The sequence below is a fragment of the Streptomyces sp. NPDC002742 genome (genome assembly GCF_042888885.1).
Lineage (GTDB): Bacteria > Actinomycetota > Actinomycetes > Streptomycetales > Streptomycetaceae > Streptomyces.
The window spans coordinates 56,142-69,414 of the sequence record NZ_JBIAQF010000028.1; the positions used below are offsets into that span (position 1 = coordinate 56,142).

Annotated in this window: 9 protein-coding genes; 4 read left to right on the forward strand and 5 right to left on the reverse strand. The window is 72.5% G+C overall.

Annotated elements, in window-relative coordinates:
• Positions 1 to 86: 86 nt before the first annotated feature.
• A complete protein-coding gene (locus ACFYW8_RS35990; protein ID WP_389088506.1) occupies positions 87 to 2,945 on the reverse strand; it encodes an AAA family ATPase in 2,859 nt (952 codons plus the stop codon).
• 151 nt (positions 2,946 to 3,096) lie between these two features.
• Positions 3,097 to 3,948, reverse strand: a complete 852-nt coding sequence (locus tag ACFYW8_RS35995) for a helix-turn-helix transcriptional regulator (RefSeq protein WP_365868440.1) — start codon at positions 3,946 to 3,948, stop codon at positions 3,097 to 3,099.
• Between the two features lie 101 nt (positions 3,949 to 4,049).
• On the opposite strand from ACFYW8_RS35995, the gene ACFYW8_RS36000 reads away from it, so the two are divergent.
• Complete coding sequence (locus tag ACFYW8_RS36000) at positions 4,050 to 5,729, forward strand: AMP-binding protein (RefSeq protein WP_389088510.1); 1,680 nt, start codon at positions 4,050 to 4,052, stop codon at positions 5,727 to 5,729.
• Entirely contained in the window at positions 5,726 to 7,333 is a 1,608-nt protein-coding gene (locus tag ACFYW8_RS36005) for an AMP-binding protein (RefSeq protein ID WP_389088513.1), read from the forward strand. Before ACFYW8_RS36000 ends, ACFYW8_RS36005 begins: the two co-directional genes overlap by 4 nt.
• Positions 7,334 to 7,460: 127 nt before the next feature.
• On the opposite strand, the gene ACFYW8_RS36010 is transcribed toward ACFYW8_RS36005, so the two are convergent.
• Positions 7,461 to 8,387 (reverse strand): hypothetical protein, encoded by a 927-nt coding sequence (locus tag ACFYW8_RS36010; protein ID WP_389088744.1) that lies wholly within the window; start codon positions 8,385 to 8,387, stop codon positions 7,461 to 7,463.
• Positions 8,388 to 8,732: 345 nt separating this feature from the next.
• Here ACFYW8_RS36010 and gcl point away from each other — a divergent pair, with 345 nt between their 5' ends.
• Positions 8,733 to 10,517 carry a glyoxylate carboligase gene (gene gcl / locus ACFYW8_RS36015; RefSeq protein ID WP_389088517.1) on the forward strand — a complete coding sequence of 595 codons (1,785 nt, stop codon included), beginning with the start codon at positions 8,733 to 8,735 and terminating at the stop codon, positions 10,515 to 10,517.
• 99 nt (positions 10,518 to 10,616) lie between these two features.
• Positions 10,617 to 11,525, forward strand: coding sequence for an alpha/beta fold hydrolase (locus ACFYW8_RS36020; protein ID WP_389088522.1), 909 nt, complete (start codon positions 10,617 to 10,619; stop codon positions 11,523 to 11,525).
• A gap of 387 nt (positions 11,526 to 11,912) precedes the next feature.
• Here the strand turns inward: ACFYW8_RS36020 and ACFYW8_RS36025 are convergent, their stop codons facing one another.
• A complete protein-coding gene (locus ACFYW8_RS36025) occupies positions 11,913 to 12,167 on the reverse strand; it encodes a hypothetical protein (protein ID WP_389088527.1) in 255 nt (84 codons plus the stop codon).
• Positions 12,168 to 12,370: 203 nt separating this feature from the next.
• The gene (locus ACFYW8_RS36030; protein WP_389088532.1) at positions 12,371 to 13,264 is read right to left on the reverse strand and encodes a 2-hydroxy-3-oxopropionate reductase; all 894 of its coding nucleotides are present in this window, start codon (positions 13,262 to 13,264) and stop codon (positions 12,371 to 12,373) included.
• Between the last annotated feature and the right edge of the window lie 9 nt (positions 13,265 to 13,273).

Sequence of the window (13,273 nt, forward strand, 5' to 3'; positions counted from 1 at the left end):
GGCCGCGGCCGACCGCGGGAGACCCGGCCGACCGCGGGAGACCCGGCCACCGGACGGGGGGAGACCCCGTCCGGTGGCCGGAGCCCTCAGTCGGCCCTGCGTTCCGCGGCCAGCCGCACGATGTCCACCCGCGAGCGTATCCCCAGCTTCCGGTACACCCGGGTGAGGGTGGCCTCCACGGTCTTCACGCTGATGAACAGGCGTGCGGCGATCTCACGGTTGGTGGCGCCCTCCATGACGAGGGCGGCGACCTGGCGCTCGGTCGCCGCGAGGGCGTTGAGGGCGACGGAGGCGAGGGGCGGAGTGGCCGGAGCGGCGGGAGGGGGCGCGGACGCCGTCTCGACCTGACGGAGCCACGGCAGCGCCCGGCAACGGCGAAACAGGCGGGCGGCCTCGTCGTAGGACGTGGGCCCCGGGACGGGGGTCACCCCTGCGCGAGCGAAGCCGAGAGCTGGGGGGCGGGTGCGCAGATCGGCGAGGGCGTACGCGGCGCGGGCCTCCTCCAGGCCGTAGCCCAGCTTGGCGAGGCGGTCCTGAGCGGAGGCCAACTGGCGCTCCGCAGGCCCCTGTTCGCCGCGCGCCGCGCGGACCAGGGCCTCGGCGCGGTCGAGCACGGCGAGCACGCTCTCGCGTTCCAGCCGCAGCGCGCGCCGCCGGGTCACGTCGATGACGTCCTGTGCCTCCGCGGTCTCGCCGATCCTGACCAGGGCCTCGGCGAGGTCGCCGTGCCAGCGGCCGCGGGCGGGGTCGATGACACCGAGCCCCTCCTCCAACTCCCGGACCCGGCGCAGGGAGTGGACCGCGGCGGACGCGTCTCCGGCGACCAGCTGGGCGTGGCCGAGGGCGCCCAGCGCGCGCGAGAGGTAGACCAGGTCGCCGTCCTCCTCGGCGCGGTCCACCGCCTCGTGGGCGAGGGTGAGCGCCCGGTCCACGTCACCGCCCGCCGCCTCGGCGAGCGAGGTGAACATGGCGGTGGCCGCCTCGCCGATGCCGGTGTCGCGGGCCAGCCTGAGGCTCTCCCGGGCCAGGTCCAGGGCGCGGCCGCAGTGACCGGAGCGCAGTTCGGTCTCGGCGAGGCCGCGCAGGAAGTGCAGCTCGCTCTCGACCATGCCGCGCCGCTGCACCTCGCGCAGCAGCGCGGTGATGGCCGTACGGGCCTCGGCGAGCCGGTCGCCCATGATGAGCCAGCGGAAGCGGGCGGCACCGGCGCCGTTGTGGTCGCAGGCGACCCGGGGGTCCTGCGGCTCGCGCATCGCCCGCTGGATGGTCGACGGTGCGTCCGGATGCCCCATCAGGGTCTCCATCTGCGCCTGGAAGCCGAGCGCGAGGAGTTCGGTGCGCCGGTCCCCGGCGCGTGCCGCCAGCCGCGCGGCCCGGGCGGCCTCCTCGCGTGCCTTGGCCATCTCGCCGTCCATGAGCAGGGCCCGCCAGGCGAGTTGGTAGCGGACGAGGGCGACCAGGCCGGGGTCGTCACCCGCGTCGGCGAGGGCCTGCGGGAAGACGGCGTCGATCTCGGCCATGGCCTGTCCGGCGGCGTCGACGACGACCATCCAGGCCCGGACCCGGTCGGTGGGGGCGGTGGCCCGGGACAGCACCTGACGCGCTATGTCCCGCGCGAGGTCCGTCTCCCCGGCCGTCAGCGCGTCCTCGGCCGCCTGCAGACGTCGTTCGTCCGGGCCCGGCCTGGTGTCGGCCGGTGTGTGCCGGGCGGCGAGCAGTCCGAGCCCGACGGCGACGGAGGGGGCGCCGCGGTCACGGGCGGCGGTCGCCGCCTCGCCGAGCCGGGCGGCGACCGCGGGGTCCGTGCCCGTGGTGGCCAGCGCGAGGTGGCGGGCCCGCTCGATCGGATCGGAGGCCGCGCGGGACAGGGCGGCGTGCGCGGCGCGCCGCTCCTGGGCGTCCGCCTCCGCGTACAGGGCGGCCGAGACGAGGGGGTGCGCGAAGCGGATGCCGGGTGTCTCGCGCTCGGTGGCGAGGAGCCCGAGAGCGGTGGCCGAGGCCGTCTCCGCCTCGGCGTTCTCCCGGCCCGCGGCGTGCAGCAGGGCCAGTGTCGGGCGGGCTCCCGCGCTCACCACCAGCAGGGTGCGGCGGGCTTCGGCGGACAGCATGTCCAGACGGCTGAGGACGAGCGCGCGCAGTGACGTCGGCACGGGGAGCGGCTCACCGGGAGACGGCCGGGTCGGGGACTCGGCGAGGGCGCGGCCCAGCTCCAGGGCGAAGAGCGGGTTGCCGCCGCTGGTGCGGTGGATGTCGCGCACGGTGGAGCGGGGCAGCCCGGTGTAGCCGCGCTGTCCGAGGAGTTCGGCCACCTGGGCGTGGGCCAGCGGGGCGACCCGCAGGGCCAGGGTCTCCGGCGGAGACGCGCGTAGAAAGCGGTCGTGGTCCTGTGCCTGCGGCTCGGTCTCCGTACGGACCGCGCAGAGCATGCGGACCGGCGTGCCGCCGAGCCTGCGGGCGGCGAACCCGAGCAGCTCGGCGCTGGCCGGGTCGAGCCACTGCAGGTCGTCGGCGACGATCAGCACCGGCCCCTGGGCGGCCAGCGCGCGGAACGCCGACAGCACCGCGAGCCGCAGCGCGAGACCGTCGCGCTGGAGAGTGGATTCGCCGCGGCCGGTGAGCGCCGATTCCAGCGCGGTGCGCTGCGGCGCGGGCAGCCGGTCGGCGATCTCGTCGACGACCAGACCGAGGAGGTCGGCCAGCGCGAGGAAGGGGAGATGGGATTCGGACTCGGTGGCGGAGCAGCGCAGGACGGTGCGGGCCGAATCGGCGCATTCGGCGGCCAGCGCCCGCAGGACGGTCGACTTTCCAATTCCCGCCGGCCCGTGCACGAGCACACTGCCGCCCCCGGAGAGCTGCTCGCGGGCCCGCGCGAAGAGCTCCTCCCGGCCGATGACCAGGTCGGGGCGCGGTCTCGCAGGTTCCTTGAAGTCCCCTCGCACGGTCACCGCTCCCCTCGTGTGTCGTGTCGTGGCCAATATTAGGCAATGTCTCTTTGAATTTCGGACAGTCTGGGTGGTGAGGGAAATAACAGATGTCGCGCATAAGTCATTTCACGGTCCGGCCGATTGAATGGCGAGCGCCAGAACGCAGGGTCCGCTACGGCAGCACACCGGCCCGGCGCGCCGCGACGACCGCCTCCAGGCGGGTGTGCGCGCCGAGCCTGCGCATCGCCGAGCGCAGATACCCCTTCACCGTCTCCGGCCGGAGCCCGAGCCGTTCGGCGGTGGCCGCGTTGGTCGCCCCGGCCGCGACACAGGCGAGGACGTCCAGTTCGCGCGGAGCGAGTCCGACCTCGCGCGGCACTCCCGCTGACGGTGCCGCCGCCTCGGCCAACCGGCCGCAGGCGGAAAGGAGTTCGGCCCGCAGCTGCGGGTCGGCGATCCGCGGGGCGAGCGCCCGCAGCGTCCCGTGCGCCTCGCGGACCTCCTCCCACGCCGCGCCGCCCGTCGCTCCCGTCCCCGGACCGGGCTCCCGGACGACGCCGAGCAGGTCGCGCACCTCGTCCCGGACGACCAGCGCCTGCTCCACGTCCCGGGCCGCCGCGACGGCCGCCCCCAGCGTGCGGTCGCCCAGGGGCTGTGCCGTCCGCAGGGCGCCGTACAGCACCCCGCGCACCCGCCGCCGTACGACAACGGGAACCGCGAGGACCGAACACAGCCCCTCCGTCGCCACCGCCGTGTCGTACTCGTGGCTGATCTGCCGCGACGCGGAGTAGTCGCTCACCGCGCAGGGCCGGGCGAGGGCCACCGCCTTGCCGCCCAGGCCGTTGCCCGAGGAGACCGCGAGCGCGCTCAGCGCGGGCGTCGCCGTACCGCTCAGCTCACTGATGCGCACCAGCCGGCCGCCGGAGTCGACCAGGCCGCCGAAGGCGACCGGCAGCCCCGTGGCACGGCGGAGCCGCACCAGCGCGGCGCGCACTTCCACCGACTCGGCCGTGTCTGCTGCCACCTGCTCTCCCCTTCATCGCGACGCACCCCCGTTCGGGGGTGGTGAGACCTGCATCACGGAATACACGATGGTAGGCGGCGGTCCGGCAACGAGGAGGACACATGACGGCGACAACGGGCAGGGCGGACGAGTTCCGCGCCGCACGGGACTTCCTGCTGGAGCACCGCGCTGACTACACCACGGCGTACGAGGGCTTTCGCTGGCCCCGCCCGGAGCACTTCAACTGGGCCCTCGACTGGTTCGACGTCATCGCGCGGGACAACGACCGCACCGCCCTGCACATCGTGGAGGAGGACGGCGAGCGTGTCGAGGTCTCCTTCGCCGCGATGTCCGAGCGTTCCGACCGGGTGGCCAACTGGTTGCGCGCCCAGGGCGTTCGCGCCGAGGACCGCATCCTCGTCATGCTCGGCAACCAGGTCGAGCTGTGGGAGACGGCCCTCGCCGCGATGAAGCTGCGCGCCGTCGTCATCCCGGCCACCCCGCTCCTCGGCCCCGCCGACCTGGCCGACCGGGTCGAGCGCGGCCGGGTGCGGCACGTCGTCGTCCGGGCCGAGGACACCGCGAAGTTCGACGCGGTACCCGGCCGGTACACCCGTATCGCGGTCGGCGGCACATGCCCCGGCTGGCAGGCGTACGAGGAGACGGCCGCCGCCGACGCCGCCTTCGAGCCGGACGGCCCCACCCACGCGGACGACCCCCTGATGCTGTACTTCACCTCGGGCACCACCGCCCGGCCCAAGCTGGTGGAGCACACCCACGTCTCGTACCCGATCGGCCACCTGGCCACCATGTACTGGATCGGGCTCAAGCCCGGGGACGTCCATCTGAACATCTCCTCGCCCGGCTGGGCCAAGCACGCCTGGTCGAACCTCTTCGCGCCGTGGAACGCGGAGGCGACCGTCTTCCTGTACAACTACACCCGCTTCGACGCGGGCCGCCTGATGGCCGAGATGGACCGGGCCGGCGTCACCACCTTCTGCGCCCCGCCCACCGTGTGGCGCATGCTCATCCAGGCCGATCTGAGCCTGCTGCGGACCCCGCCGCGCGAGGTCGTCGCCGCGGGCGAGCCGCTGAACCCCGAGGTCATCGAGCAGGTGCGGCGCGCCTGGGGTGTCACCATCAGGGACGGCTTCGGGCAGACCGAGACCGCCGTCCAGGTGTCCAACAGCCCCGGTCAGCCGCTCAAGACCGGCTCCATGGGCCGTCCCTGCCCCGGGTTCCGCGTCGAGCTGCTGGACCCCGTCTCGGGCGCGCCCGGCGCGTCCGAGGGCGAGATCTCCCTCGACCTGTCCGAGCATCCCGTGGGCCTGATGACCGGCTACCACGGCGACCCCGACCGTACGGCGGAGGCGATGGCGGGCGGCTACTACCGCACCGGGGACATCGGCTCGCGCGACGCCGACGGATACATCACCTACGTCGGGCGGAGCGACGACGTCTTCAAATCCTCCGACTACAAGATCTCGCCCTTCGAGCTGGAGAGCGCGCTCCTGGAGCACGAGGCGGTCGCCGAGGCCGCCGTGGTACCGGCACCCGACGAACTGCGCCTCGCCGTCCCGAAGGCGTACGTCGTCCTCGCCGCCGGGTACGAGCCGGGCCCCGACACCGCCAAGCTGCTCTTCGAGCACTCCCGCTCGGTCCTCGCGCCGTACAAGCGCGTCCGCCGCCTGGAGTTCGGCGCACTTCCCAAGACCGTCTCCGGCAAGATCCGCCGGATCGAGCTGCGCGAGGCCACGGCCGTCGGCTCGGACGCCGAGTACCGCGAGGAGGACTTCCGGTGAGTGAACTGTCGTACGCACACGGGACGAGCGGCACCGCGCTGCTCGGCGACACCATCGGGGCCAACCTCGACCGGGCGGTCGCGGCCTGGCCGGACCGCGAGGCGCTGGTGGACGTGCCGTCCGGGCGGCGCTGGACGTACGCCCAATTCGGCGCGGACGTCGACCGGTTGGCGTCCGCGCTGCTCGCCGGTGGCATCGCGAAGGGCGACCGGGTGGGCATCTGGGCGGTCAACTGCCCGGAGTGGGTGCTCGTCCAGTACGCCACCGCCCGCATCGGCGCGGTCATGGTGAACATCAATCCGGCCTACCGCACCCACGAGCTCGAGTACGTCCTCAACCAGGCCGGGATCTCGCTGCTCTTCGCCTCCCTGAGCCACAAGAGCAGCGACTACCGGGCGATGGTCGAGGAAGTGCGCCGCAGATGCCCGCGGTTGAGGGAGACCGTGTACTTCGGCGACCCGGGCTGGGACGCGCTGCTGAGGCGCGGAACACCCGACCTGTACGAGGAGCTCCGGTCCCGCGGAAGCGAGCTGTCCTGCGACGACCCGATCAACATCCAGTACACCTCGGGGACCACGGGCTTCCCCAAGGGGGCCACGCTCTCCCACCACAACATCCTCAACAACGGTTACTTCGTAGGTGAGTTGATCGCCTACTCCGAGCAGGACCGGGTCTGCGTCCCGGTGCCGTTCTACCACTGCTTCGGCATGGTGATGGGGAATCTGGCCGCCACCTCGCACGGCGCGTGCGTGGTCATCCCCGCCCCGTCCTTCGACCCGGCGGCGACACTGAAGGCCGTGCAGCAGGAGCGGTGCACATCGCTCTACGGCGTACCCACCATGTTCATCGCGGAGTTGAACCTCCCGGACTTCGGGTCGTACGACCTGTCCACCCTGCGCACCGGCATCATGGCGGGCTCGCCCTGCCCGGTCGAGGTGATGAAACGGGTGGTCGCCGAGATGCACATGGAGGAGGTCTCCATCTGCTACGGCATGACGGAGACCTCGCCCGTCTCGCTCCAGACCCGCCGGGACGACGACCTGGAACACCGGACCGGCACGGTCGGCCGGGTCCTGCCTCACCTGGAGGTGAAGGTCGTCGACCCGGTGGACGGGGTGACGCGGCCGCGCGGCACCGCGGGAGAGCTGTGCACCCGTGGCTACAGCGTGATGCTCGGCTACTGGAACGAGCCCGAGAAGACCGCCGAGGCCGTCGACGCGGGGCGCTGGATGCACACGGGCGACCTCGCCGTGATGCGTGAGGACGGGTACGTCGAGATCGTCGGCCGCATCAAGGACATGATCATCCGGGGTGGCGAGAACATCTACCCGCGCGAGATCGAGGAGTTCCTGTACGCCCACCCGAAGATCGCCGACGTCCAGGTGGTCGGCATCCCCCACGAGCGCTACGGCGAGGAAGTGCTCGCCTGTGTCATCCCGCGCGATCCGGCCGACCCCCTGACCCTGGACGAACTGCGTGCCTTCTGCGAGGGCCGGCTGGCGCACTACAAGATCCCCAGCCGGCTGCGCGTCCTGGAGACCTTCCCGATGACGGTCTCGGGGAAGGTGCGGAAGATCGAACTGCGGGAGACCTACGCGGAGTAGGCACCCGGGTGCGGTGCGGTGCGGTGCGGTGCGGTGCCGTGCGGTGCCGTGCGGTGCGGTGCCGTGTCCGTTCCCGGGTTCGTGCCCTGCCCGTTCTCGCGTACGTGCCCCTGCCCGTGCCCGGTGGTCAGCCCGTGACGGCGATGAGTTCGTCGGCCGGGCTGTTCACCGGCTGCGGGGTGCCCGTGAGGTCCAGGACGAAGAGGGGGACGCCGAGGGTGTCGGCGCGGGCGCGGGCGTCGTCGGCGTACCCCGCGAGGGAGAAGAACACGCAGTCCGCCGACTCCGTCATGGCGGTCAGCCACAGACACTCCACATCGCGCAGCGAGGCCGGCCGCACGGTGGGGTCGACCTGGGCCAGGATGCCCCGCGCGGCGAGCCCGATCCCGGAGGGGGGCCGCTGGTCCGCGCGCCGGATGTCGCGGTAGCCGAGCCAGCCCAGATAGAGCGCGGCGGCGGTGACGGCGTCGCGGGCGGTACGGATCGTGACCGGCTGGAACGCAGGCCGGCGGTCGGGGGAACCGTCACGACGGCTCCCTGCGATGCCCCGGGGCGCGCCGACCCGGGCACCCCGGTCCGGGGTCTGGACCGGGGCGGTGTCCCGGGGCGTGCCGACTCCGGCGGCCCTGTCCCGTCTTTGGTTTTGGCCCTGGTCCTGGCTCTCGTCCTGGTCCTGGTCCTGGTCGTTGTCCGGGCCCGCGCCCTGGCCGGGGGCCTGATGGTCGTCTCCGGTCCCGTCCGGGGAACGGTCCTGACCGTCGGCCTCGCCGCCGTCAGGAGGGCTGCCCGCTCCGGCGCCCGGCGCCGACGTGTCGCTACCGGCGCGTCGCGGGGGCCCGGCCGTGCCGGGCGCGGTCTCGGCGCGCGGTGACCGGCCGACGGCTCGTTCATCTCGTGGCCCGCGGAGCGGAATCCGCAGCGTCGTTCCACAGGGGCAGCCCAGTTCCGGGTGCGGCCACTGGCTCTGACGGTCGCAGGCGTCGCAGTGGACCGCGGTCCACTCGTCGTCCCACGCTCGGTGGGTGACGGGGCTCGGCTCCGCGCCGCGGTCGATCGGCGCCGTCACGGGTGCTCCGCACACACACGGATACGACGGGGCCGCGTAGAGGTGCTCGCGGCGGCAGACCGGGCACCGCACCGGCACGCTCTCGGCCATGGACCGCTCCAGAAGCTCACGTCGGGTCAGCGCGTCCATCGTCCTCCTGCCGGACGGCGTCCGGCGGCGAAACGCCGCGACGCGCACCGGCCCGGTCCGCAGCGCCGCCCACTCTTGACGCTCCTTGCCCCGACACCTAGATTGTTTCCAGATAGTAGAAGTAACTTTCCGCAATACGGAATAAGCGACTCTCCGCGGGGCGCGACGGGAGTGCGAATCCGACAGCCGAAGCAGGAGTACTCCATGGCTCGTATGACCGCTGCCCGCGCGGCAGTCGAGATCCTCAGGCGCGAGGGCGTGACCGAAGCGTTCGGCGTCCCGGGTGCGGCGATCAACCCCTTCTACGCCGCGCTCAAGGCGTCCGGCGCGATCGGTCACACCCTCGCCCGCCATGTCGAGGGTGCCTCGCACATGGCGGAGGGCTACACCCGTACCCACCCGGGCAACATCGGTGTCTGCATCGGCACATCGGGACCCGCGGGCACCGACATGATCACCGGCCTCTACTCCGCGACCGGCGACTCGATCCCGATCCTGTGTGTCACCGGCCAGGCGCCGACCGCGGTGATCCACAAGGAGGACTTCCAGGCCGTCGACATCGCCTCGATCGCGAGGCCCGTGACGAAGATGGCCGTCACCGTCCTGGAGGCCGCGCAGGTCCCCGGTGTCTTCCAGCAGGCCTTCCACCTCATGCGCTCCGGACGCCCGGGGCCGGTCCTCATCGACCTGCCCATCGACGTCCAGCTCACCGAGATCGAGTTCGACCCCGACACGTACGAGCCGCTGCGGGCGTACAAGCCAGCCGCGACCCGCGCCCAGATCGAGAAGGCGATCGGACTGCTGAACGCGTCCGAGCGCCCGCTGATCGTGGCCGGGGGTGGAGTCATCAACGCCGACGCGGCGGAACTCCTCGTCGAGTTCGCCGAGTTGACAGGGACCCCGGTCGTCCCGACGCTCATGGGCTGGGGCGTGCTGCCCGACGACCACAAGCTCAACGCCGGCATGGTGGGCCTGCAGACCTCGCACCGCTACGGCAACGCGACCTTCCTGGAGTCCGACTTCGTCCTCGGCATCGGCAACCGCTGGGCCAACCGCCACACCGGCGACCTGGATGTCTACACGGCCGGACGGAAGTTCGTGCACGTCGACATCGAGCCCACCCAGCTCGGCAGGATCTTCGCCCCGGACTTCGGTATCGCCTCCGACGCCAAGGCCGCCCTGGAGCTCTTCGTCGAGGTGGCAAGGGAGTTGAAGGATGAGGGCAGGCTGCCCGACCGTTCCGGGTGGGCCGCCTCGGCGCAGGAGAAGCGGGCCACGCTCCAGCGCCGGACGCACTTCGACGACGTCCCGATCAAGCCGCAGCGCGTGTACGAGGAGATGAACAAGGCATTCGGCCCGGAGACCCGGTACGTCACCACCATCGGGCTCTCGCAGATCGCCGGCGCCCAGCTGCTGCACGTCTACCGGCCGCGTCACTGGATCAACTGCGGCCAGGCGGGCCCGCTCGGCTGGACCGTCCCGGCCGCGCTCGGCGTCGCCAAGGCCGACCCCGGCGCTCAGGTCGTCGCCCTCTCCGGCGACTACGACTTCCAGTTCATGATGGAGGAACTGGCCGTCGGCGCCCAGCACCGGATCCCGTACGTCCATGTCCTGGTGAACAACGCCTACTTGGGCCTGATCCGGCAGGCGCAGCTCGGCCTGGACATCGACTTCCAGGTCAACCTGGAGTTCGAGAACATCAACTCCCCGGAACTCGGCGTCTACGGCGTCGATCACCTCAAGGTCGTCGAGGGCCTCGGCTGCAAGGCGATCCGCGTCACCGACCCGGGCGAACTCGGTGCCGCCTTCGAGCGGGCCAAGAAGCTGGCCGCCGAGTTCCAGGTCCCGGTCGTGGTCGAGGTGATCCTGGAGCGCGTCACCAACATCGCCATGAGCCGGACGAACGACATAGGAAACGTAGTGGAGTTCGAGGAGATCGCCACCGAGCCGGGCCACGCGCCCACCTCGATCCGGACACTGAAGGTCTGACGCGGGCGCTCGTCCGCACGCCGAGGGCGGCCCGCTCCAAGTAGTGGGCCGCCCTCGCGCGTTGTTCCCAGCGGCGGGCGGGTCCGGCATGCTCGCCCCATGCGGATGACCGTCCCCACCCCCCTCGGCGACATCGCCGTACGCTGCCGTCCCCCGTTTCCCGGCGCCCGGCCGGAGGGTGCCCCCGTCCCGCCGGACGCCCCCGCGCTGCTGCTTCTGCACGCCAACCCGGGGGACGGCCGTGACTTCGACGCCGTGCTGCCCGCCCTCGCCGACCGGTATCGCACCTTCGTCGTGGACTGGCCCGGGTACGGCGACTCCACCGCCCCGGAACCCGGGCGGGTCACTCCCGAAGGGCTCGTGGAGGTCGCCCAGCGGGTGCTCGACGCGCTCGCCGAGGAGCAGGGTGTGCGGGAGGTCGCCGTGCTCGGCAACAGCGTCGGCGGCTATGTCGCCTGCCGCCTCGCCGAGGGCCCGCGCGCCGCGTCCGTCACCGCCCTCGTCCTGGTGGACCCCGCGGGCTTCACCCGGCACACCGCGCTCACCCGCTGGTTCTGCCGCGAGGTGATGGGCCGTCCCGCCCGCGCCCGTCGGCTCGTCGTCCCACTCGCCCGCGCCTACCTGGGCCGGCTGGGCACGCCGAGCGCGCGGGAGACGTACGCCCGCGTCCGCCGGCTGCCCCATGACGAGCGAAGACTGGCGGTGCACTGCGCCGTCTGGCGCGGTCTCGCCGACCCCGACTTCGGTCTCGCGGACCCGGCCGCCCTGGATCTGCCGATCCTGCTCGTGTGGGGGAGCCGGGACCCGGTCGTCCCCGCCCTCCTCGACGGCCGGCGCGCCCGACGTCTGCTCCCGGCAGGGACGTCGAGTGTTCTGCTGCCCACAGCCCACGAGCCGTACAACGAACGCCCGGATCTCTTCCTGCGGCACATCCTGCCGTTCCTGGAGAATCCGCGGGCGGTGAGTATCGGTGAGCGCCGCCTCCCCAGCCGGCCCCGCCGCAGGTGAAGCCGCTGCCTCCGCCTCGACCGCCTCAGGGTCGTTCGCGCTCCTGCGGTCCGCCGCGACCGTCACGGTCCCGCGGGCCCACACGCGGCAGCGCGACGGTCCGAGGCCCGAGCCTGACCGCCGCGCTCCCACTCATGGTGCTTCCCCCGTGCCCCCGTACCCCCCGTTCGGGACCCGCCGCCCCCGTGCCGGCGGGCCCCGTGTGCCGAGGATGTGCCTCATCCGGCGTGACGTGAAGACCCTGAGGCGGTGTTCAGAGGTTGATTTGAGGGTTCCGTAGGCGTTCTACGCCCGCTTGTGTACGGACGGAGTCCGTTTGCCGCCCGTTTCGCCTCGCGCCTCGCGGCCCACGTTCGGAATGCGGCGGCGGACCCGTGCCCCCGGGCTTCATCCGTCCGAGTGCTCCGAGTGCTCCGAGAGGCCGGGCCAGTCGTCGGGACCACCGCCCTGCCAGTCGATGATGTCGCTCTCCTCGACCTCGATCACGTCGAGGTCGACCTCCGCCTGCCGCAGGATCTCGACCACGTCGTCGAGGTGGTACGCGATGCCGAGGGCCCGGTCGCCCTCGGTGACCCGCCGCGACCCGTCCAGCCCTGGGGTGTGCACCACGATCCTGGGGAAATCCACGCTGTCGGCCTCCATGCTCCCAGGCTCCTGCGCGCGGCCGGAATCCGCACCCGGAACCCGGTGCGCCGGGCTTGCGGGGTTGTGGCCGTCCGACGGCGCGAGGCTGGGCGCGACAGTACGTTCGCGCCGCCGGACGGGGTCTGTGAGGTGAGTCCGGGAGGGTCCGGCCGGGAACCGGCCCGCTCCCCGCCGGTTCCGGGCCGGTTCCCGGCCGTGGTTCAGATCCGCGCGCCGGAGAGGCGTTCGACCGCGCGCAGCAGCGCGGAGTGGTCCAGTCCGCCGTCGCCCTGCGCGCGCAGACCGGCGACGAGCTGGGCGACCACGGCGCCGACGGGCAGCGCGGCACCGACGGTGCGGGCGGCGTCCGTGACGATGCCCATGTCCTTGTGGTGGAGGTCGACGCGGAACCCCGGTTTGAAGTCGCGGTTCAGGAAGTTGTCCTTCTTGCGGGCCAGTACGGTGGAACCCGCGAGACCGCCGCCGAGGACGTCGAGCGCGGCCTTGAGGTCCACACCGGACCGCTCCAGGAAGACCACGGCCTCGGCGCACGCCTGGATGTTCACGGCGACGATCAGCTGGTTGGCCGCCTTCACCGTCTGGCCCGAACCGTGCGGACCGCACAGCACGATGGTCCTGCCGAGCGCCTCGAAGAGGGGCTCCGCCTCGTCGAAGTCGGCCTGCTCGCCGCCGACCATGATCGACAGTACGGCCTCGATCGCACCGGCCTCACCGCCGGACACGGGGGCGTCGAGGACCCGGATGCCCTTGCCCTTCGCCGCCTTCGCCAGGTCCACCGAGGTCTGCGGGGTGATCGAGGACATGTCGACCAGCAACGTGCCGGACCCCGCGTTCTCCAGGATGCCGTCGGGGCCGTACGCGATGGCCTCGACCTGCGGGGAGGCGGGCACCATCGTGATCACCACGTCGGCGTCCCGCACGGCCTCGGCGATCGAGGCGGCGGCGGTGCCGCCGGCGGCGGCCAGGCGCTCCAGCTTGTCCCGCTCCAGTGTGTGACCGGTGACGTCGTACCCGGCCTTGATCAGGTTCTCCGACATGGGCGAGCCCATGATGCCGAGACCGATCCATGCCACCTTGGGGAGGTTGTTGCTCATGACGGTGCC

Excerpts from the sequence above, each read along its gene's own strand:
- ACFYW8_RS36000 (WP_389088510.1), top strand. The coding sequence starts at position 4,050 with ATGACGGCGACAACGGGCAGGGCGGACGAGTTCCGCGCCGCACGGGAC.
- gcl (WP_389088517.1), top strand. The coding sequence starts at position 8,733 with ATGGCTCGTATGACCGCTGCCCGCGCGGCAGTCGAGATCCTCAGGCGC.
- ACFYW8_RS36020 (WP_389088522.1), top strand. The coding sequence starts at position 10,617 with ATGCGGATGACCGTCCCCACCCCCCTCGGCGACATCGCCGTACGCTGC.
- ACFYW8_RS36025 (WP_389088527.1), bottom strand. The coding sequence starts at position 12,167 with ATGGAGGCCGACAGCGTGGATTTCCCCAGGATCGTGGTGCACACCCCA.
- ACFYW8_RS36030 (WP_389088532.1), bottom strand. The coding sequence starts at position 13,264 with ATGAGCAACAACCTCCCCAAGGTGGCATGGATCGGTCTCGGCATCATG.